Here is a 20735-nt window from a genome sequence, read left to right on the forward strand (position 1 = left end):
TAAATTCAGCTCTAATACTGATTTGTAGCCAATAAAACCAATGTACAAGCTACCTCGACTTTAATTCCGTTGCTTTCTAGCAATTGATAAAACTGAGGATTTTCCGTTCCCGGATTGAAGATTACTCGCTTTGGCTTGGTTTCTATAATGTAGTTATAATAGTCTCTTTGACGAAGCGGATTTAGGTATAATGTCACTGTATCAATATTGGCAAGTGGAATTTGTTTCGTATAAATTTTTATTCCGGCAACTTCACCTTGATTTTGTCCAATAGCCAAAACAGAATGTCCTTTTTCGACAAGCATTGTTATTGCTTTGAAAGCATATCTATCGGGTTTTGTGGTAGCACCAAGAACCAGCGTTTTTTTGTTTTTCATAATTTCATTTCTTGGTGTCAAAGATAATAGTAACTTTATAATCGGGCAGGTTTATTTAACTTCTATTTAATAATTAAAGTAAAATTCAAAATTTATCTTTGCCAAAAAAAATATGGAGCTTTTTATTTTTCTATTAGCAGCGCTTTTTTCGGTTCTAAATCCCATTGGCACAGTGCCAATTTTTGTAGGTTTAACTCAAGATTATTCCAAAAAAGAACGATCAAAAGTTTCATTACTTACGGCTTTGAATGTTTTTATTATATTGATTATTTCCTTTTTTATTGGCCAATATGTTTTAGAATTTTTCGGAATAACCATTACCGCACTCCGAATTGCTGGAGGTATTATCATTGCAAGTTCAGGCTTTTCTTTGCTAAATGGAAAATTTAGTAAAAATAGAGGTATTGATAAAAAAGTAGAGGAAGATATTCAAATGAGAAATTCAATAGCGCTTACACCACTTGCAATGCCAATGCTAGCTGGACCCGGTTCTATATCGCTATTGATTGCTTTCTATCAAGAGCACAACACTACTAATGAAATTATTTTTTCTTCATTAGCCATTTTAATTGTTAGTGTTTTAATTTTTATAGTTTTACGCAGTGCTCACTATTTGGCAAAAATTCTTGGAGCATCCGGTATTGTTGCCATATCAAGAATCATAGGCTTTCTAACAATTGCCATCGGAATTCAATACATTATCAGCTCGGTTTTGAGCATTGTTAGAGGAATTTAATGCATATTATTATGAAAAAAACACTTATACTATTCGCTGGAATTACGTTATTTATTAGTTGTAAATCGGGTCAAAATAAATCATCAAAAAACAGTTCTGAATTAAATGAATTAGTTTCTATAATGCAAGGACATTATTCTTCTGAAATTCAATCTAAAGAAGATAAAGATTATTATAACATCTCGCTCAGAATGACTCCAATATGGAAAGAAAAAGGAAATTATCTTTTTGTAGAGCAAGCCATTTTTGACAAACAAGACAAACCCTATAGAGTAAGAGTATATAGAGTTACTCAAAAATCGGAAAACGAATTTATTAGTGAAATATTTACAATCAAAAACGAAAAAGATTGGATAGGAAAATGGGCAACTCCAAAAGATTATGACAAACTAACTGAGTCAGATATTGAATTGAAAGAAGGTTGTCAAGTAACCTTAAAAAGAGAAGGTAAAAAGAAATTTTCCGGAGCCACAGGCGACAAAACTTGTCCAAGTGAATTAAGAGGTGCCAGCTTTGCAAATTCAATAGTAACTGTTAGTCAAAATGAAATTTTATCTTGGGATCAGGGATTTGATAAAGAAGGAAAACAAGTTTGGGGTGCAACCAAAGGTGGATATCGTTTCATAAAAATGAAATAATAACGGATAGAAAATTACAAATTTGAAATAACAAATCCCAAAGTCCAACTATAACATTGGCCGATGGGATTTTTTTGTTATTTAACTTTCCGAAGAATGAAAAATCTCTATAAACCACCATATAAACTAAATGGGATTCGTCCTCCGTCAGTATGACAATAGGGTTATTCTTTAGGAAGAAAAATCTCTGCCATCATGCATCGTGCACTTCCTCCACCGCAAGCTTCAATGGTATCTAAACTAGAATGAATAATTTCAACATGTGCTTCGAGTTGAGCAATTTGTTTTTTGGTTAAACTTTTATAGGCAGATTCGCTCATCACTAAAAATCTTTTGTCGTTTTTACCTTTTACTTCTAGCATGTTACCTGCAAAGTTATTCACTTGCTCTTCGGTAATTAAGATGATTTCTTTGTCATCACCACGCAGGCTATCTAGAACCATTTTGCGTTCTTTTTTATCATCGATAGAATCGGCACAAATTACAACAAAAGAATCACCAAGACACATCATAACATTAGTATGATAAATCAGTTTTCGTTCGCCATTAACCGTTTGAAATGCTTCAAAGATAACAGGAGTTAATTCAAAATCTTCACAAAATTCAATCATAACTTCTTCGTCAGCTCTAGGCGAAAGTGCGCAATAGGCTTTTCCGTTTTCTCTGTCTAAAAGTAAACTTCCTGTTCCTTCTAGAAAAACATTATCTTCTTCTGCCGAAGTATAATCTACAATTTGGTTTATTTTAAAACCTTCATCTTCGAGAGTGTCAAGTATATCTTCTCGTCTTTCAGCTCGACGGTTTTCAGCAAACATTGGGTACAAAGCCACATCTCCATTTTCATGAAACGAAATCCAGTTATTTGGAAAAATACTATCAGGTGTGTTTGGTTCTAGAGTATCTTCAACCACAATTACATTTACACCTACTTTTCGCAACTTATTTACAAAAGTGTCAAACTCTTGTTGGGCTTTGGCATTCACCGTTTCAGGAGAAAGTCCGTCAAGTACTTTTTGGTAATAATTATTCACAGCCGTTTGCTCGTTCATACGAAAAGCTACAGGACGAATCATCAATATGGAATTGGTAGTTTGTTTCATGTATTTTTTAGTTTATGGTTTATGGTTTTAAGTTTAAGGTTTCTATTGATACATAATAACAATAAACTACAAACCACAAACAGATTTAATCTCTAATTAATGGTAAAGTCGAGCAGCGCAAAAGTCCTTCTTGCTTTGCTATTTCGGCATAGGGTATTTCTTCAACAACAAAACCGTTTTCACGAAGCCAATTGTTTAATCTTGTAAAGTTTTTTTCTGAAACCACTACGTTTTCATCGATAGAAAACACGTTGGAATTCATATGATACATTTCGTCACGGGTGATGTGAAACAGATTTTCTTTTCCAAATAGTTTAACTAAAAAAACATAATCTGCTTCTTCACGAAAACCACTTTTATAAATTATTCCTTTTGTTTTTCCAACAGGTTGAAAGCAACAGTCGAGATGCAAAGCATTGTCACGGGCTTCTAATTTTGATTTTACCAAGTCAAATTCTTTGACAATTTTATTCGGGAATAAGGCTTTTATATAGTTCACACCTTGCATATTTGTTCGTGCCGTGATGTAATCTTTATAATCAGAACCTTTATAAGTTCCGATGAAAATATAATCATTCCAAAGCATAACATCTCCACCTTCTATATGAACTTCTTCGGGCGGGCGGACCACTTTTGTAGGATCTATTTGGTCGATGATATATTGTATAGCATCTAATTCGCGTTCTCTTTCAGGAAGAATATTAGCTTTAATAAAAATATCATCTATTACAAAACCGATATCACGTGTAAAAATCTGATTGTAGTTTTCAATCATTTGCGGACGAAAAACTTTCACATTATACTTTTTAAAAACTTGATTGAAAGCTTCCATTTCTTTAACCATATCGGCTTCAACTGGATACGTTCCTGCTAAAATATGTTCTAAAGATTTTGGGTCGTAGGCTTCGTCTTTTGTTGGCGACGGACCATTATTTAAAGCAGAACCAAGCACAACAGCTTGTAGTCGTGATGTTTCGTTTTTTACATTTAATTGAAGCATAAAATAACTTTTGGCAATGGACAAATATAACAAAGCTTCCCAATTATGAGAAGCTTTGTTTATAAGTATTTAAACATGCTCTGATATGATGTGTAAATTAAATATTGATTTTTAAATTGTGGTGAAGACCTATCAAGCGTAAATTAGTTTTATTTATTCGCCATTTCGGTATAGACCCTATTAGTTACTTCTTTAAGAAGTTTTGATAATGTTTTATTATCCTTGCCTTTGGTCATTATAGTTAATAAAAAAGGTTTGTTGTAGGCATAAATAATGGCTGATTCATGTAACTGCATTTCTACTTGACTACCCGATTCTCCGAATTTGTGAATTATTGGTGTTCCTTTTGGTAATCCACTCACCATACCTTCTTTAAAATTGCATTCACTCAAAAGCTTTGCCGCAAATTCCGAATCATCAATAGTTAAATAACATGCATTATAAATAGCTCTAAAAAACAATGAATATTGAGAAGTTGTAAAAAAATATTGTGTTGCGTAAATATTAGGTACTTCTAAACCCATATCGGTAAAAAGTTTTTGTATAACTTCTGTTTTCATATTAGACTCTAACAATATTGTTGCTTTATTGTCTGAATATTTTATCATATAAGTCAACAATTCTTTTACCGTATAACTTTGTCCTAATTGAATAGACTTTGATTTATATGCTACATTTTTACCATCGTTTATAGACTTATCATAACTAATGCGCTTATTGATAAAGCTCGGATCTTTTTCACACATTTTTAAAATACTAATCAAAACTGGTACTTTAAAAAGAGAACCTGGCTCAAATTTATCAGTTTCATTAACACAAATCCAATCATTGGTGGAAAACTGTCTGAGATAAACTGAAGCTGAAGTAACTCCTTCAAAATTCTTATATCTATCAACAATTTCAACAATTTGCTGTTTAATATCCTGCATGTTTTCTGACTCACATTCGTCATCAACAAACATTATAGGTTTTATATATTTTAAACCATCCAAACGTTTTATATCATATTTACAGTAATATTCACTATTTGCTGTTTCTGAAGTATTTTCATCACAATTGATCCAACTAGTAATCGAAAAGAAAACTAATACGGCAAGTGCAGAAAAAATTAACAAAGAAAGCAAAGAAAACTTTTTTTCTAAAAAAGGCATATTTTTAATTTTTTAATAATTATGCAATATTAGTCATTAATTTGAACAACTATATGCGATTTTGCAATTATTTAGATGCATAATTTGTTAAAAAAGTAAACTTTACTTTTATAGATAATATAACAATCTGTCTATAAATGTACAATTAGTTCTTAATTAGCTTTTTAGTATATACTTGTCCGTTTTCTGAAGTTACGTTTATTATGTATATACCATTAGCATAACTGCTCACATCTATTAAAGTTTTATCTGTTTTTTCAATATTTCGCTCATTTACAATTTTACCATCGATAGTTGAAATGGTTACTCTATTAAATTTAGAGTCGTTCATTATTACCTCTATAGTGCTGCTAGACGGATTTGGCACTATGGCAAAATCTTTTAACACTTTTATCAAGTTGATTGTCTCATCACCATTTGAAGTGTCACCAGTTCTCGGATTAGTATTAGTCTCTTGTACTTTATAAGTATAATTTGCAGAACAACCTTCGGGATATGCCGAAAATTGTGCCCCTAAAACGGCTTCAAAACCCGGATTTAATTCAACATAATTAGCGGCATGATACACTACTCCATTTGATAAAGCATTATCTCCAACAGAAACAATATTTGCTGCCTTAATCCAATCCGATCTTTCCTTTTTCTTTACTATTGAAGGAGCCAAATTATTAACATCATCTGCGGGAGATGCTAATGTTAAGATGGGTAAACAACAATCTATAAAAGTAACATCGGGACCAATATTAGCAGAGTTATCAGATATAGTGTAAATAAATGTCCCCGCGGGGCAATTTACATTGAAATTGGCATCAATATGAAATTCGAAATTTCCAGTTGGACTTGCTCCAAACATACTCGGTAAAACAGTAAAACAAAATGTATTAGTTGTGAGTTGTGTTGGTGCGTTAACTGTTCCTATGACTGTACCATTTTGAGTAATATCTAATGATATTGAACTTAAAGTAGCATTCAATGGCGTCTGATAAGTTCCACAAACCTGAATAGGTGTATTGCCAATAGTATCCGGACAGTTGATATTAGTTGCATTTGTATTCAGCGCACCTAATCTAGGAGTAGCGCAAACTGAACCGCAGATATTATCAATATAAACTGTTCCAAAATGTGCCGAAGGCTGACAGTCACTAACCGTAAATTCAATTGTTCCGGGTTGGTTTAGAATTTCACCAACATTCAATCGAGCACAAATCCAATCGGTATAAAGTACTCTTCTGTTGTTACTAACATATATTACATTAAATAAGCAATTATCAGGATTAGCTATAATACATATTTCATCTACAACATTATTAAATTGGTCTAATACCCTAACTCTAAAAAAGGGTTGAATTGGTTGTCCATGAGCTGGCTTGTTGTCCATTATCAACGAAAAATTAAAATCAATCGTTTCTTGATTTATATTTGGAAAATAACGAGAAACCGTTGTGATGTCTGACGAACCAAATCCTTGTTCATTGTTTAACTTTATACATTTGTTTCCACCACTTGGAAATAAGGTAGGAATGTTTACCCCTAAACCTGCTAATGTTGGATCATATTGAGTATAACCCGGACTTGTATTGTCAATCAATGTTACTGCAGCGTTTAAATCATTGTTAGCCGGCGTTACAGCATTTAAAACGGTTGGAGCTGTTGGCGTGGCGCACGATAAAAAAAAATGCAGTGCCCGAAGCTGGTTGCGGGTGTGCATCTGACCAGAAGGTATAACCTGCAGTCCCGTTTTCAAAATCACCATTCACACATAATTGTTGCACAGAAAGAGGCATAGGTCTTGCGAAATAACTGTCTTTTTTATCCGGATTTTCGGAAAAGAATAGCTTTCTTAATTCGTAAACTTTTGTTTTTTTAATTGCGTTTTGCAATTCAGCATCCGTAAACTCTTCTTCACTTCTAAGATGGGTGATTAGATCTTCTGTAACTTCTTTTGACAACACATAATTATTGTAATTATTGTCAATGAATTTCTGAATTTCTAATTCGATTTGGTTAGCAGATGAAATTCTTTTTTCTTCAGAACTCAAATACTCATTGAGCTGTGCTGAAATGTTATAAGAATTAAAACAAATAGCACAAACTATAACTGTTTTTAGTATCTTATACATATTAATCTTCGTTAGCTGTTAATACCTTTACTTGTTTTTTTAACTCTTCAATATCCTTGATGTTCTTTTCAATGGTTTTATTTTGATCAATAATGTAAAGCATCATCTCTTCAATTTTAGCCATATGTTTAGCCTGCATTTCCGCTAAGTCTAGTCCATTTTTGGCCAACTCACTTGCTGAATCAATTCCAGGTAAATGCTTATGAATTGCAATATATTCCTCTACATTTTTCAAAGGCATTAAGTCATAATTTTTTTCAAAAACATAATCCGCCCAATTGGCTGTACTTCTCAATGCTACTTTCACTTTTTCTGTTAGAATTCCACCTTCAACAAACAATTTATAATTTCCCGAAGTTGTTGGATAAGTTGCTGATGTACCAATATAGATTTTGCTATTCGTATCAGAAGCGGCTGATTGGAACCAAATATTACTATTGTTCATAGTAACCACTCTGTTTCCATTTGTTGTGGTTGCGCTATTTATGGTTCCGTTATTGGCATAAAGACTTGCATCTCCTGCTGATATAACATAAGGCGAGGCAGAAGTCCCGCTGCCACTCACTGTAACATTGGTTCCAGCTGTTACACTTGTATTAGGTATATTAAACGATCCACCTCCATTAGAAAGCGTAACTGTATTTCCTGTTTGAGAAAGCGTTTGTGGTGTATCAACATAGGTTGGAAGTGTCACACTATTTCCATTAGATATAGATAAAGTATTACCATTTAACGCTAACGATTGTGCATCAGTATCATTAAATGTTGGCAATGTAAATGAACCTCCTCCATTTGAAAGGGTAATTGTATTTTCTGATTGAGTAAGTATTTGAGGAGTATAATTATATGTTGGAAGCGTAACACTATTTCCATTAGATATAGATAAAGTGCTACCTGTTAATGATAATGACTGCTCATCTGTTTCTGGCAAATTTACTGGAGCACTAGCAACGCCATTAACAGTAGTTATCAATTGATTGTTGCTATTTACAGAATTAGAAATAGAATTAATAATTGTTGATGAAGAAGAAATACTATTTACATTACTAGTCATCAAATTAGCGTTTGATGTTAAAACATTCGTTTCGATTGGATTGGCAATTTTATTTAAAACAACATCTCCATTTTGATTAACAGTTAAAAATCTATTAGATGCTATAGATGTGGCTGGAGTAAAATTACTAGTCAAATCTGTAAAACGCAGACCGGAATTACCATTTATTCCTGAAGTTATTTCAACTTTATTGTTGGGTGAAGAAGTACCTATACCAACCTTTCCTTCAACTATTAAACCACTTGTAGGAGCTACAATTCCGGGAGTAACACCGTTTGGCGTAAAATTATTACCAATAGCAACACCGCCTTTTATATCTAATCTGTTAACCGGAATGACATTGTTACCCAAACCAATTCCTGTATTTCCATTTTTTTGGATAAAGATTTTTTGATTCCCCAATCCATCCGCAAAAATTATTGAATTACTCGTATCGTTTCCAGCTAAAATTGGTGTAGATGGAGATTTCGGAACCGTAATTCTATTCCCTAAAAAAACATTGTTGCTTCCATTCAATAAATTGATTGCAGTCTCTGCTCCAATAAAAATATTAGAATCTCCTGTTAGTAAATTTCTTGGACTATAACTTCCCAAAACTGTATTGGAACTTCCTAAATTAGTTAATAATGTTGCATAACCAATCGCAGTATTATTGTTTCCGCTAATATTAGCTTCTTGAGATCTATGACCTATAGCAATATTAGATGAACCTGATTTATTATTAGATAAAGAACTTGTTCCAAAGGCACAATTTAACCTTCCATTTCCATTCAAAGCTAATGCCTGATTACCAAAAGCACAGTTAAATCCTCCAGTAGTATTGCTTAATGTTCCAACCCCAAAAGCACTATTGCTATTACTAGTATTGTTTCTTAGAGCATTCACGCCATATCCAGTGTTGTAATTTCCAGTATTAACTAGACCTGAATTTTCACCTGTAAAAGTATTATCAACTTGTCCGTTAACTCTATAAATAGTTCCAACGAAAATTAACACTGTAAAAAGAAGGGTAATTTTTATTTTCATAACTAAATAATTTATACGTTAATAATTCAATTAAAAGTGATTCTATTTTTTCATTTTTAACAACAACTTGATAATTAACCAATTTTAATCTTATAATAGTGAGATTAATATTTTAACACCTGATTGTTATTATTTTGAATATGATATCGTAAATCTTATATCAAAAGTAAATAGTTTATTTAAAAAACATCCATTAAAAGCATATTTAATCGATGAAATGCATATTTTAAATATTTTATATTATATTTATCTTACATTTTTAATCTATTAATAAAAATAAAGAGGTGAAAAGTAAGTCCAAAAAAAATCCCTATCGAATTGATAGGGATGTTGTTGGTTTTCAAAAATTACCAAATGACTACTCTTTCGCTTTCCGGCAAGTACATTTTATTGCCAGGTTTTACATTAAATGCTTTATAGAATTCAGGAATATTCATTAATGGTCCATTTATCCTGAATTGAGCCGGTGAATGTACATCAGAAATTATTTGTCTAGATAAAGCTTCATCTTTAGCATTTACCATCCAGGCATAACCATATGCTAAGAAGTATCTTTGATCAGGTGTTAGATTACTTATTTTTTCTTTATTCTTGTATTGTGCTGTTTTTTTGAAAGCTTCGTATCCCATAACAACACCACCTAAATCAGCAATGTTTTCACCTTGTGTCGCATCACCGTTAACAAACTTACCTTTGAGCGGTTCAAACTTATTGAATTGAGCAACAATTGCTTTTGTTTTCTGAGTAAATTTTGCTTTATCTTCTGCTGTCCACCAGTCGTTCAAATTCCCTTTGTCATCGTATTGACTTCCCTGATCATCAAAACCATGTGTAATTTCGTGACCAAATGTAGAACCGCCAATAATACCATACAAAATAGCATCATCAGGCATTCTACCTTCAAATCCAGGAACCAAAATATTACAGGCAGGAACACAAATTTCATTGTTGCTTGGATTGTAATAAGCATTATATGTTTGTGGATACATTCCCCATTCTGTTCTATCTACAGGTTTGCCATATTTATTAATCATATAATTGTATTCCCATTTATTCACAGCCATAACATTGGCGCAATAGTCATTTCTATTTATAGTAACACTACTCATATCCTTCCATTTATCAGGATACCCAACCTTCATTACAATTTTACTTAATTTAAAAAGTGCTTTTTTCTTGGTAGTCTCACTCATCCAATCTAATTTTTTGATGTGTTCAGCATAAACATCACGAATGTTATTTCCAATTTCTAATAGTTTTTCCTTAGAACCTTCAGGTAAATAATCCTTTATGTAAACTTGCCCTATCAATTCACCTAATGATCCATCTGTTTGCTCCACAATTCTTTTCCATCTCGGTTTTTGATCTTTTACGCCATTCATTATAGTTGAATAGAATGTAAAGTTTTGCTTTTCGATTGCGCTATTCAAAAAAGAAGCATATGAGTTAATCAAATCCCATTTCAAATAAGTTTTCCAATCTTCTATACTATATGTGGTAACAATTTTATCCAATCCTTTGAAAAATTCAGGTTGACCAACAATTAAGGTATCGGCTTTTGTGATGCCTAATTTTGGCAAAACATTTTCCCATGCGATAGATGGTGTTGACGATTTGAATTGAGCCAAAGTCATTTTGTTGTAATTCTTTATTGGGTCACGAAGAGCTTCCAGTTTTCTGCTATTTTTAGCCAAATCGGTTTCCAAATTAATAATTGTAGACGCTGCCTTATTTGCTTTAGTGGCATCTTCACCCATTAATTTAAACATTGCTTCCAAATGATTTATATATTCAGTTCTAATCTTTACTGTTTCGGCATCAGTATTAAAATAGTAATCTCTATTACCTAATCCCAATCCACCTTGAGAAAAAAACAAAGCATTTTTAGAACTTATTTTATCATCTTGTCCAACATAAAAAGAAAACGCCGGACCAGCTCCTATCGTATGGAGATAACCTATAGTATTCATTAACGTTGGGACATCTTTTATTGCATCAATTTTCGATAAATCACTTGATAATGATTTAAGCCCAACTTTTTCAATAGATATAGTATCCATTCCAGAAGCATAAAAATCACCTATTTTTTGTTCGTTACTCCCTTTTGGTGCAGTTTTATTTGCTGCTGATTTTTCGCAGATGTCTTTAATTTGAGCGTTAATAGTATCACCTATAGTTCTAAAAATACCGTTACTACTTTCCGTGCTTGGAATTGGGTGTTTTGCAAACCAACCACCATTGGCATAATGAAAAAAATCATCTCCTGGATATACAGTTGTGTCTCGATTAGTAATTAGAGGATCTTCATATTGAATTTCTTTTTTACTACAGCTTAGAAAGAATAAAGCCGAAAGCATGCTAAGGGTAAGTTTGTTTTTTAATTGCATAGGTTTATTGGTTTCAAAATTTTTGGTTTTTATTTAATAATAAAGTTGCCAAATTTATAGTATTATGGCTAATTAAAATGAAATTAAATAAAAAAGTGTCACGAAAATCGTGACACTTTTTTAAATATTAAGGAAAAACTATTTTTTCTCTTCTACTTTTTTAGAAGCGCAGCAAGATGTTTTTTTCTCTGAACTACAAGATTTCTTTTCTTCCATAGAACAGTTTTTTTCAGTTTTTGCTTTTTTCTTTTTCTCTTTTGGTGTTTCATGAGCATTTACATTCATTGAAAATAAAAACGCCACAACAGCCATTGATAAGATTACTTTTTTCATTTGTATAGATTTAAATTATTAAATTGTCGAACAATAATGTCAAATGTAATTAATATTTTATAATAATTTTAATAATACTTCGTTTTATAATTATAGTAATTTGCACAAAACAATATTATGAATATGGATCCTATCAAAATACTTTGGGTTGATGATGAAATTGATTTACTTAAACCTCATATACTTTTTCTTGAAAAGAAAAACTATAAAGTAACTACTTTCAATAATGGCCGGGATGCCGTTGATGCATTTGAAGAGGGCAACTTCGACATTGTATTCCTTGATGAAAATATGCCTGGAATGAGTGGTTTGGAGACGCTATCAGAAATGAAAGAAAAAAAATCGTCTACTCCAATGATTATGATTACCAAAAGTGAGGAAGAATATATCATGGAAGAAGCTATTGGTTCTAAAATTGCGGACTATTTGATAAAACCTGTTAATCCAAATCAGATCTTATTGAGCTTGAAGAAAAATCTCGATCATTCCCGATTGATTTCTGAAAAAACGACCTTAGACTATCAAAAAGAATTTCGAAAAATTGCTATGGAAATGGCAATGGTAAATAACCATGAAGATTGGGTTGAACTTTATAAAAAACTAATTTTTTGGGAATTGGAATTAGAAAACATCAACGACCAAAGCATGTTTGAAATTCTCGAAAGTCAAAAAGTGGAAGCCAATGCGCAATTCGGAAAATTCATTGAGCGCAATTATGAAGATTGGTTCGATCCAAAAGCGAATACCCGAGGCAAAGCCGAACGTAGCGAAGCTAAACCGATTCAGTCACATACTTTGTTCAGAGAATTAGTGGTTCCTGAATTGGTCAAAAAAGATAAACCCGTACTTTTTGTTGTAATCGACAACCTTCGTTATGACCAATGGAAAGTAATGGAAAGTGTTGTTGCGAATCATTATAAACTGGAAAAAGAAGTTCCGTATTACGCTAGTTTACCAACCGCAACACAATATGCTAGAAACTCCATTTTTTCAGGCTTAACTCCTTTAGAAATGGAAAAACAATTCCCACAATATTGGAAAAATGATGTGGAAGAAGGAGGTAAAAACCTTTATGAAGCAGAGTTTTTAACAGCACATTTGAAACGATTGGGATTAAATATCAAACAGGATTATTTTAAGATTACCAATTTAGCAAGCGGAAAAAAATTAGCTGAAAACTTCAAAGGATTAAAAGACAACAATTTGGTTACTGTAGTTTACAATTTTGTTGATATGCTCTCGCATGCCAAAACCGAAATGGATGTTGTAAAAGAGTTGGCTTCAGATGATAAAGCCTATCGTTCCTTAACACTGAGCTGGTTTAAAAATTCACCTTTATTAGAAATAATTCAACAAGCACAAAAATTAGGTTTCAAATTGATAATCACTACAGATCATGGAACTATAAACGTTAAACATCCTTCTAAAGTTATTGGCGACAAAAACACTAGTTTGAATTTAAGATACAAAACAGGAAGAAGTCTCACCTATGAAGATAAAGACGTTTATGCAGTGAAAGACCCAAAGATAATAGGGTTACCAGCTATCAACATGAGCAGTTCTTATATTTTTGCGAAGAATGATTTGTTTTTGGCATACGTAAACAATTATAATCATTATGTTAGTTATTACCGAAATACCTATCAGCACGGAGGAATTTCATTGGAAGAAATGATTGTTCCTTTTTTAGTTTTTAATCCTAAGTAAATGTAGAAAATGGAAATCATATTTTCATTAGATGAAATACGACAAGTAGCAAAAAAAATAATACTTGAAAAGCCTCATAAAGTAATTCTTTTTCATGGCAATATGGGTGTTGGTAAAACAACATTAATCAAAGCTTTGGCAAAAGAATTAGGCGTGACCGATGCCACCAGCAGCCCAACATTTTCATTAGTAAATGAATACCAAGCCGAAGATAATCAAAAGGTATATCACTTCGATATGTACCGCTTAAAGTCGGAAATAGAAGCTTTGGATATGGGTATTGAAGACTATTTATATTCCGGAAACTGGTGCTTTATTGAGTGGGCAGAAAAAATTCCGAATTTACTTCCTGATGATTTTTCAACCATTATTTTGTCTCAATCTGTTGATGGCAAAAGAAGCCTGAGATTGACATAGTTGAATATTTTTTTGTAATTTGGTACAAAATTACAATTGTGCAGTATGGCTATTACCCCTTTCACTAAGCAACAGCTTTTACCTCAAGAGGAAAAATTAGAAGTATATCGTCACAAAAGCGAACTCTTTATCGGAATTCCAAAAGAAACTTCTTATCAGGAAAGACGTATTTGTTTGACGCCTGATGCTGTCAATTCACTTACTTCTCATGGCCATAAAGTAATTATTGAATCTGGTGCTGGCTTGAGTTCCAGCTATACAGATAAAGAATTTAGCGATGCCGGAGCAACTATTACTAACGACATTAAAAAAGTGTTGAGTTGCCCAATGATTCTGAAGGTTGAACCTTTGACCATGGAAGAAATTGCAATAGTAAACATGAATGCTATTGTTATTTCTGCTATTCAGTTAAAAACCCGAAAAAAAGAATACTTTGAAGCTTTATCCAAGAAAAAAATTACAGCACTTGCTTTTGAATACATCAAAGACGAAGATGGCTCCTATCCTGCTGTGAAATCCTTGAGTGAAATTGCAGGGATCGCCTCGGTTTTAATTGCAGCTGAACTCATGATAAACAATGAATTCGGAAAAGGATTATTACTTGGTAATATTACTGGTGTTCCTCCCACTGATGTGGTAATTTTAGGAGCAGGAACTGTGGGTGAATTTGCCGCCAAAACAGCGCTAGGTTTGGGAGCCAACGTAAAAGTATTTGACAATTCGATTACTAAATTACGTCGTTTGCAGAATAATTTAAATCAAAGAATATTTACTTCAACCATACAGCCCAAATCATTATTAAAAGCGTTGCGAAGATGTGATGTTGCTATTGGAGCCATGCGTGGTAAAGACCGTTGTCCGGTTGTCGTAACTGAAACGATGGTAGAGCACATGAAAAAAGGCGCTGTGATTGTAGATGTTAGTATTGATACCGGCGGATGTTTCGAAACTTCGGAAGTTACTACACACGAATCGCCAACCTTTATTAAAAATAATGTAATTCACTATTGCGTGCCGAATATTCCCTCGCGATATTCTAAAACGGCTTCGCTTTCTATTAGTAATATCATTACGCCTTACTTACTTCAAATTGCCGAAGATGGCGGTTTAGAAAGTGCTATTCGCTGTAATAAAGGATTGAAAAACGGTGTCTATTTATATCATGGTATTTTAACCAACAAAGCCATAGGCGACTGGTTTAATCTTCCTGATAATGATATTAATTTGATTGTTTTCTAATTTCCGCCTTCGCGGAAATGACAACGGTTTAAACTTTAGCACATAACCAATGCGCATAATAAACATTTGATTACTTTTGCACAAAATTAATCAGTATGAAGTTTTACCAACGTTTTGCCTACTATTTAGTGGGTTTGGTTATTGGATGTTTTTTTGTGGCGATGGTACTTAGCGGAAAAGATACCCGTTGCAATTATTTCCCCAATGCGAGAGTTTTAAACGACCTCAGAAACAAGCCTTTTTTGTACGATATTGAAGCTTCGCGTAGACTTTCAGAAGATTGGGTTGATACAATTGATATCAAAAACGTTTTAACCCATGGCGATGTGGATTTTGACAAAAGCAATATCAAGGAAGAAGGCGGCAAATTATACATCATTTACGGAAAAACTAAAGAAAACAAAGATATTACCTTAGAAGTCCTTAATTATCCTGATAAGGCCGTGTTGCGAAACATTATTAAAAATAATAAGCCAAACTAGTTAGTTTGGCTTTTTTTTATTATTGTAGTGTCTAATTGTCAAAACAGCCGTCACCAAAAAAGGAATAGTAGAGCATATAATTTTAAGATTCAAACTCATAACTCCAATCAGAAACATAAAACCTAATAACAAGGTCAAGGCTCCAATACTGATAAAAGTCAATATCTTTTTAGGAGTTGACTGAAATAACGTTATTAATAATAGTAATTGTCCAAACAAAGGAAGTACCACAAAAGGATGAAATACCGAACCAGGATTGTAAATCAACTTTAAAACAATTTCAGCTTCAGCTTGAAAAAGAAATAACTGATTATTTTTTCCCCACTCCAAAAAACCTAAAAGCGAGGTTAGTAATAATAAAAGATTTAAAATTTTACTTTTCATCACTAAAAAATATTTATATCAATTTCATCAATTATCTCAAACAAAGCTAACAAAAAAGGGTTGTCAAAACTGACAACCCTTTTTTATTTTATAAACTTGGCAAACTAGTTACCGTGTCTTTTTTCAATATCTTCAATGGCTTCTTTACTCATTGTATCAACCAATACCGGTGTTGCAATAAATAACGAAGAATACGTTCCAACAATAATACCTACTAACATCGCGAAGATAAATCCTCGTATAGAATCACCACCAAAGATGAACATGATTAACAATACCATAATCATGGTTAATGACGTGTTCAATGTTCTTGAAAGTGTTGTATTAATAGACGCGTTTACTACATCTTTAAAGTGACCTTTTCTGTCTCCGGCAAGGAACTCTCTAATTCTGTCAAATACAATTACGGTATCGTTCATTGAGTATCCAATAACGGTTAGTATCGCTGCAATAAAGTGTTGATCCATTTCCATGTGGAAAGGCATGTATTTGTATAATAAAGAGTAAATACCCAATACAAAAACAACATCATGGAAAACAGCGGCTAAAGCTCCGAGTGAATATTGCCATTTACGGAACGAAATTACAAGGTATAAACCAACAACCAACATGGCACCGATAACAGCCCAGAATGAGTTTGTTTTAATATCCGCAGAAATCGCTGCTCCAACTTTAGAAGATTGCAATACTCCGAATTTTTTGCCATCATAAGAGTTTATGAATTTCTCATAGGTTTGATTAGCACCATAATACTTTTTCAAACTGGCGAATAACTTTTCGTTTACTTCTTTATCAACCTCAACTCCTTCTTCTTGTATTTTGTATTTAGTCGTAAGTTTTAATTGATCATCACTACCAAATACTTTAGCTTCAACAGTAGTTCCAAAAGCTTTTGATAATTCTTCAGAAACTTGAGTTGGTTCAACTGGTTTTTCAAATCTCACTTGAAAGGTTCTTCCTCCAACAAAATCAACACCCTGATCCAAACCATTAATGAAGAAAATAGAAGTCAAGCTGGCAACAACTACTGCAGATGAAAACAAGTACGTCCATTTTTTAATTCCTATAAAATCAAAATGGAAACCTGTAAACCAATTTTTAGTAATGTTGGTAGAGAAAGTTAATTTTTTATTAAGTGTAATATCTCTATCAATAAAGATTCTTGCTATAAAGATTGAAGTAAACAATGATGTTACTATACCAATTAAAAGTGTTAAGGCAAATCCTTGAACCAATCCTGTTCCGAAAACGTATAAGATTGTTCCTGTCAATACGTGTGTTACGTTTGCATCAATGATAGAACGCATAGCTCCTTTCCAACCATAAGAAGTAATGACAGCATCACCTAATGTTTTTCCGTCGCGTAGTTCTTCTTTTGCTCTTTCATAGATGATGATGTTTGCATCAACAGCTGTTCCTAATGTTAAAACGATACCAGCAATTCCAGGTAATGTTAATACGAAACCAAAACTTGCCATAATACCAAACAAGAAAAGTAAGTTCAATATCAAAGCAGCATTAGCATACCAACCTGCTCTTCCATAATAGAACACCATCCATAAACATACCATAAGGAATCCAACGATAGAAGAAATTAAACCCGCATTAATTGCGATGGCTCCTAAAGATGGCCCAACCACTTCTGACTGAATAATTTCGGCTGCAGCAGGTAATTTACCAGCTCTTAAAACGTTAGCTAAATCTTTAGTTTCTGCAACTTCAAAGCTTCCTGTGATTTCTGATCTTCCACCTGAAATTGGTCCAGAAGTAACTCCAGGAGCAGAATACACAACGTTATCTAAAGCAATTGCTATACAGCTTTTTTGTGTAAAAGCTCTTCCAGTTAATTCTTCCCAAACTCTTGCTCCTGCCCCATTCATTTGCATAGAAACCGCTGGTTTACCCATTTGGTCAAACGTATCTCTAGCGTCAACAATGACACCACCACTCATTGGAGCTATATTATCTCTATTACCTTTTAGAGCATATAAACCGACTGATTCCGTTTCTTTTTTGGTTTTCTCGTCAACATTAACATCCGGTTTACCCCAGGCGAATTTTGCATATCGTTTGTCTGCTGGTAATAAATTACGAATTTCAGGTCTTCTCAAATAAGAGTTAATCGTTGCTGTATCTTTTGGTGAAGCAACAACTAAAACAGCACCGCCACCTTGAGAAATGAATTTATCAAATAACGGATTATTTCCTTTTTTAGACGCAGCTGAATCTTTTACTTTATCATCTGTCAATAATTTGGTCAGTGTATCTGACGGTTTAGCAGCAGTCACTTTCTCGTCTTTTTTAACAGTAGCTTTCAAAGCTTCGTTTGCTTGTTGCAAAAAGCCCATCATTTCTTCTGCTTTGTATGTTTCCCAAAACTCTAATTCTGCTTTGCTAGAAACTAATTTTTTGATACGGTCAACATCTTTTGCACCTGGTAATTCAATAAGTATTCTTCCTGTTTGTCCAAGTTTAACAATGTTTGGTTGTGTTACACCAAATTTATCAATACGACTTCTCAATACACCAAAAGCAGATTCAACTGACTCGTCAAGTTTTTTAACCAAAACTTTTTTCACTTGATCATCGGTCATATTGAAATCGATTTGCCCTTGAAGATTTCTGTTAGCAAAAATATCAGGAGAAGCCAATTTTACTGTCCCATTTGAGTTTTTATCAAAAGCCACAAAAAATGCATCAAGATACGATTGATTTCCTACCTGATCTCTTTTACCATCTTCTAATGATTTGTTGAAAACCGGGTTTTTAGAATTGTTTGATAATTGTTTCAAAACATCTTTTACAGATATTTGAAGAATTACGTTTATTCCTCCTTCAAGGTCAAGACCTTTATTGATTTGTTTGTCTTTTACTTCATTGTATGTGAAAAAGTCAAGGAAGACTTTTTCTTTTCCAATAGAGTCAAGATATTTAACTTCTTTAACTGGGTTTCCTCCTGCGAAGTTTTTGGCATCCTCTTTTACTTTATTGGCCACAAAAGTGAACGAAAGTGAATAGATACTTACCAATGCAAATAGTATTGCGAAAAATTTAACTAGTCCTTTATTCTGCATTATTACTAAAAATTAATTAATTTTTTGTTGTTTTTTTCATGAAAATATACTGAAATTCAAAACATTAGAAGCTAAAGTCCTGGATTTACAATAATCTAACTTTTTTTTAAACGTGCAAATATATAATTATAGATAAGATTAACCAATATTTTACTGATTAATATCAAAAAAAAGACTGCTATTATGCAGCCTTTTATTAATAATTATAATAAATTATTATCCTAATATTGATTTTAAGTCACCATTCATTGCTCTAACTGCATCTGCACTCTTAGCAAATTTTGCTTTTTCATCAGCATTTAATGTGATATCAACAATTTTTTCTACACCATTTTTACCTATAATACAAGGCACTCCAATACAAATATCGTTTTGTCCGTATTCACCTTCTAAGAATACCGAACAAGCTATCATTTTCTTTTGGTTGTTCAATATACTATCAACCAAATAAGCCACAGATGCACCTGGTGCATACCAAGCCGAAGTACCTAAAAGCCCTGTTAAAGTAGCACCACCAACCATAGTGTCGGCTGCTACTTTGTCCAATTTTTCTTGAGATAAAAACTCCGAAACTGGAATTCCATTATAGGAAGCCAAACGTGTTAGTGGAATCATAGTTGTATCTCCGTGACCTCCAATTACCATAGCTGAAACATCATTAGAAGGTATTTCCATTTCTTTTGATAAATAATATCTAAAACGTGAACTATCTAAAGCACCACCCATTCCTATGATTTTATTTTTTGGCAAACCTAATGATTTGAATGCTAAATAAGTCATAGTATCCATAGGATTAGAGACAATTACAAATATAGCTTTTGGAGAATGTTTCAATAAGTTTTCTGCAACTGACTTTACAATTCCAGCATTGATACCTATTAATTCTTCTCTAGTCATTCCTGGTTTTCTAGGTATTCCTGAAGTGATTACTACTACTTCACTATTAGCTGTTTTAGAATAATCATTTGTAACTCCAGTAATTTGGGTATTAAATCCTGTATTTGTTGCACATTGCATCAAATCCATTGCTTTACCTTCGGCAAAACCTTCTTTGATATCTAAGATTACCACTTCACTTGCTATTCCTCTATAAGAAATAACATCTGCACAAGAAGCTCCAACGTTTCCTGCTCCTACAATCGTAACTTTCATTTTATATGTTAATTTGGTTATTTGTTAATTTGGTTATTTGTGTAAAGGAAATTCGAATAACCGAATAACCAAATCCACAAATCAACTTTTTAAGCGTCAATCTTAGCATAAACTGCATTCTTCTCGATGAATTCTCTTCGAGGTGGAACTTCATCGCCCATCAACATAGAGAACACTCTATCTGCTTCTGCTAAACTGTCAATAGTTACTTGACGTAATGTTCTGAAATTTGGATCCATAGTTGTTTCCCACAATTGTTCTGCGTTCATCTCCCCAAGACCTTTATAACGTTGAATAGCAGCGCTTCCACCCATCTTTTCGTTAGCAATATCTCGTTGATCATCATTCCAAGCGTATT

The 20735-nt window shown here is 32.9% G+C and carries 18 protein-coding genes and 1 pseudogene; 6 read left to right on the plus strand and 13 right to left on the minus strand.

All coding sequences use genetic code 11. The annotated features are described in order from the left end of the window. Positions 1-11: 11 nt before the first annotated feature. On the minus strand, positions 12-377 hold the full coding sequence (locus ACOYLP_RS01470) for a CoA-binding protein (RefSeq protein ID WP_422854399.1): 366 nt from the start codon (positions 375-377) through the stop codon (positions 12-14). 112 nt (positions 378-489) lie between these two features. On the opposite strand from ACOYLP_RS01470, the gene ACOYLP_RS01475 reads away from it, so the two are divergent. Continuing rightward, on the plus strand, positions 490-1113 hold the full coding sequence (locus ACOYLP_RS01475; protein ID WP_422854400.1) for a MarC family NAAT transporter: 624 nt from the start codon (positions 490-492) through the stop codon (positions 1111-1113). A gap of 11 nt (positions 1114-1124) precedes the next feature. Next, on the plus strand, positions 1125-1751 hold the full coding sequence (locus tag ACOYLP_RS01480; protein ID WP_422854401.1) for a chromophore lyase CpcT/CpeT: 627 nt from the start codon (positions 1125-1127) through the stop codon (positions 1749-1751). Positions 1752-1915: 164 nt separating this feature from the next. On the opposite strand, the gene ctlX is transcribed toward ACOYLP_RS01480, so the two are convergent. The 8 genes from ctlX to ACOYLP_RS01520 all read right to left on the minus strand — a co-directional run bounded on the left by ctlX (position 1916) and on the right by ACOYLP_RS01520 (position 11922). Next, on the minus strand, positions 1916-2851 hold the full coding sequence (gene ctlX, locus ACOYLP_RS01485) for a citrulline utilization hydrolase CtlX (protein ID WP_422854402.1): 936 nt from the start codon (positions 2849-2851) through the stop codon (positions 1916-1918). A gap of 85 nt (positions 2852-2936) precedes the next feature. Continuing rightward, positions 2937-3851: a dimethylarginine dimethylaminohydrolase family protein gene (locus ACOYLP_RS01490; protein WP_422854403.1), complete on the minus strand. Its 915-nt coding sequence runs from the start codon at positions 3849-3851 to the stop codon at positions 2937-2939. A 149-nt stretch (positions 3852-4000) separates the two neighbouring features. Beyond that, positions 4001-5002, minus strand: coding sequence for a serine hydrolase (locus ACOYLP_RS01495; RefSeq protein ID WP_422854404.1), 1002 nt, complete (start codon positions 5000-5002; stop codon positions 4001-4003). A gap of 145 nt (positions 5003-5147) precedes the next feature. Continuing rightward, the gene (locus ACOYLP_RS01500) at positions 5148-6710 is read right to left on the minus strand and encodes a 3-coathanger stack domain-containing protein (protein WP_422854405.1); all 1563 of its coding nucleotides are present in this window, start codon (positions 6708-6710) and stop codon (positions 5148-5150) included. After that, positions 6616-7122, minus strand: coding sequence for a hypothetical protein (locus ACOYLP_RS01505; RefSeq protein ID WP_422854406.1), 507 nt, complete (start codon positions 7120-7122; stop codon positions 6616-6618). Before ACOYLP_RS01505 ends, ACOYLP_RS01500 begins: the two co-directional genes overlap by 95 nt. Before the next feature lies 1 nt (position 7123). Continuing rightward, entirely contained in the window at positions 7124-9202 is a 2079-nt protein-coding gene (locus tag ACOYLP_RS01510; RefSeq protein WP_422854407.1) for a beta strand repeat-containing protein, read from the minus strand. Between the two features lie 347 nt (positions 9203-9549). Beyond that, on the minus strand, positions 9550-11589 hold the full coding sequence (locus ACOYLP_RS01515; RefSeq protein ID WP_422854408.1) for a M13 family metallopeptidase: 2040 nt from the start codon (positions 11587-11589) through the stop codon (positions 9550-9552). Between the two features lie 138 nt (positions 11590-11727). Continuing rightward, on the minus strand, positions 11728-11922 hold the full coding sequence (locus ACOYLP_RS01520) for a hypothetical protein (RefSeq protein WP_422854409.1): 195 nt from the start codon (positions 11920-11922) through the stop codon (positions 11728-11730). Between the two features lie 123 nt (positions 11923-12045). On the opposite strand from ACOYLP_RS01520, the gene ACOYLP_RS01525 reads away from it, so the two are divergent. The 4 genes from ACOYLP_RS01525 (at position 12046) to ACOYLP_RS01540 (ending at position 15767) form a co-directional block, all read left to right on the plus strand. After that, complete coding sequence (locus ACOYLP_RS01525; protein ID WP_422854416.1) at positions 12046-13629, plus strand: response regulator; 1584 nt, start codon at positions 12046-12048, stop codon at positions 13627-13629. A 9-nt stretch (positions 13630-13638) separates the two neighbouring features. Further along, positions 13639-14046: a tRNA (adenosine(37)-N6)-threonylcarbamoyltransferase complex ATPase subunit type 1 TsaE gene (gene tsaE / locus ACOYLP_RS01530; RefSeq protein ID WP_422854410.1), complete on the plus strand. Its 408-nt coding sequence runs from the start codon at positions 13639-13641 to the stop codon at positions 14044-14046. Positions 14047-14091: 45 nt separating this feature from the next. After that, positions 14092-15285 carry an alanine dehydrogenase gene (locus ACOYLP_RS01535; RefSeq protein WP_422854411.1) on the plus strand — a complete coding sequence of 398 codons (1194 nt, stop codon included), beginning with the start codon at positions 14092-14094 and terminating at the stop codon, positions 15283-15285. A gap of 95 nt (positions 15286-15380) precedes the next feature. Beyond that, complete coding sequence (locus ACOYLP_RS01540; RefSeq protein WP_422854412.1) at positions 15381-15767, plus strand: DUF4258 domain-containing protein; 387 nt, start codon at positions 15381-15383, stop codon at positions 15765-15767. Here the strand turns inward: ACOYLP_RS01540 and ACOYLP_RS01545 are convergent, their stop codons facing one another. The 4 genes and pseudogenes from ACOYLP_RS01545 to ACOYLP_RS01560 form a co-directional block, all read right to left on the minus strand. Next, entirely contained in the window at positions 15768-16151 is a 384-nt protein-coding gene (locus tag ACOYLP_RS01545) for a hypothetical protein (protein ID WP_422854413.1), read from the minus strand. It abuts the gene before it with no gap. Between the two features lie 104 nt (positions 16152-16255). Continuing rightward, the gene (secDF, locus tag ACOYLP_RS01550) at positions 16256-19225 is read right to left on the minus strand and encodes a protein translocase subunit SecDF (RefSeq protein ID WP_422854414.1); all 2970 of its coding nucleotides are present in this window, start codon (positions 19223-19225) and stop codon (positions 16256-16258) included. 216 nt (positions 19226-19441) lie between these two features. Then, on the minus strand, positions 19442-20377 hold the full coding sequence (locus ACOYLP_RS01555; RefSeq protein WP_422854415.1) for a malate dehydrogenase: 936 nt from the start codon (positions 20375-20377) through the stop codon (positions 19442-19444). A gap of 89 nt (positions 20378-20466) precedes the next feature. Beyond that, positions 20467-20735 (minus strand): annotated as a pseudogene (locus ACOYLP_RS01560) (DNA topoisomerase IV subunit B); the annotation flags it as partial.

The organism is Flavobacterium sp. (assembly GCF_049318325.1).
Lineage (GTDB): Bacteria > Bacteroidota > Bacteroidia > Flavobacteriales > Flavobacteriaceae > Flavobacterium.

What these genes read in the sequence shown, in the direction of transcription:
- ACOYLP_RS01470 (WP_422854399.1), bottom strand. Translation starts at nt 377, where the DNA reads ATGAAAAACAAAAAAACGCTGGTTCTTGGTGCTACCACAAAACCCGAT.
- ACOYLP_RS01475 (WP_422854400.1), top strand. Translation starts at nt 490, where the DNA reads ATGGAGCTTTTTATTTTTCTATTAGCAGCGCTTTTTTCGGTTCTAAAT.
- ACOYLP_RS01480 (WP_422854401.1), top strand. Translation starts at nt 1,125, where the DNA reads ATGAAAAAAACACTTATACTATTCGCTGGAATTACGTTATTTATTAGT.
- ctlX (WP_422854402.1), bottom strand. Translation starts at nt 2,851, where the DNA reads ATGAAACAAACTACCAATTCCATATTGATGATTCGTCCTGTAGCTTTT.
- ACOYLP_RS01490 (WP_422854403.1), bottom strand. Translation starts at nt 3,851, where the DNA reads ATGCTTCAATTAAATGTAAAAAACGAAACATCACGACTACAAGCTGTT.
- ACOYLP_RS01495 (WP_422854404.1), bottom strand. Translation starts at nt 5,002, where the DNA reads ATGCCTTTTTTAGAAAAAAAGTTTTCTTTGCTTTCTTTGTTAATTTTT.
- ACOYLP_RS01500 (WP_422854405.1), bottom strand. Translation starts at nt 6,710, where the DNA reads ATGCACACCCGCAACCAGCTTCGGGCACTGCATTTTTTTTTATCGTGC.
- ACOYLP_RS01505 (WP_422854406.1), bottom strand. Translation starts at nt 7,122, where the DNA reads ATGTATAAGATACTAAAAACAGTTATAGTTTGTGCTATTTGTTTTAAT.
- ACOYLP_RS01510 (WP_422854407.1), bottom strand. Translation starts at nt 9,202, where the DNA reads ATGAAAATAAAAATTACCCTTCTTTTTACAGTGTTAATTTTCGTTGGA.
- ACOYLP_RS01515 (WP_422854408.1), bottom strand. Translation starts at nt 11,589, where the DNA reads ATGCAATTAAAAAACAAACTTACCCTTAGCATGCTTTCGGCTTTATTC.
- ACOYLP_RS01520 (WP_422854409.1), bottom strand. Translation starts at nt 11,922, where the DNA reads ATGAAAAAAGTAATCTTATCAATGGCTGTTGTGGCGTTTTTATTTTCA.
- ACOYLP_RS01525 (WP_422854416.1), top strand. Translation starts at nt 12,046, where the DNA reads ATGGATCCTATCAAAATACTTTGGGTTGATGATGAAATTGATTTACTT.
- tsaE (WP_422854410.1), top strand. Translation starts at nt 13,639, where the DNA reads ATGGAAATCATATTTTCATTAGATGAAATACGACAAGTAGCAAAAAAA.
- ACOYLP_RS01535 (WP_422854411.1), top strand. Translation starts at nt 14,092, where the DNA reads ATGGCTATTACCCCTTTCACTAAGCAACAGCTTTTACCTCAAGAGGAA.
- ACOYLP_RS01540 (WP_422854412.1), top strand. Translation starts at nt 15,381, where the DNA reads ATGAAGTTTTACCAACGTTTTGCCTACTATTTAGTGGGTTTGGTTATT.
- ACOYLP_RS01545 (WP_422854413.1), bottom strand. Translation starts at nt 16,151, where the DNA reads ATGAAAAGTAAAATTTTAAATCTTTTATTATTACTAACCTCGCTTTTA.
- secDF (WP_422854414.1), bottom strand. Translation starts at nt 19,225, where the DNA reads ATGCAGAATAAAGGACTAGTTAAATTTTTCGCAATACTATTTGCATTG.
- ACOYLP_RS01555 (WP_422854415.1), bottom strand. Translation starts at nt 20,377, where the DNA reads ATGAAAGTTACGATTGTAGGAGCAGGAAACGTTGGAGCTTCTTGTGCA.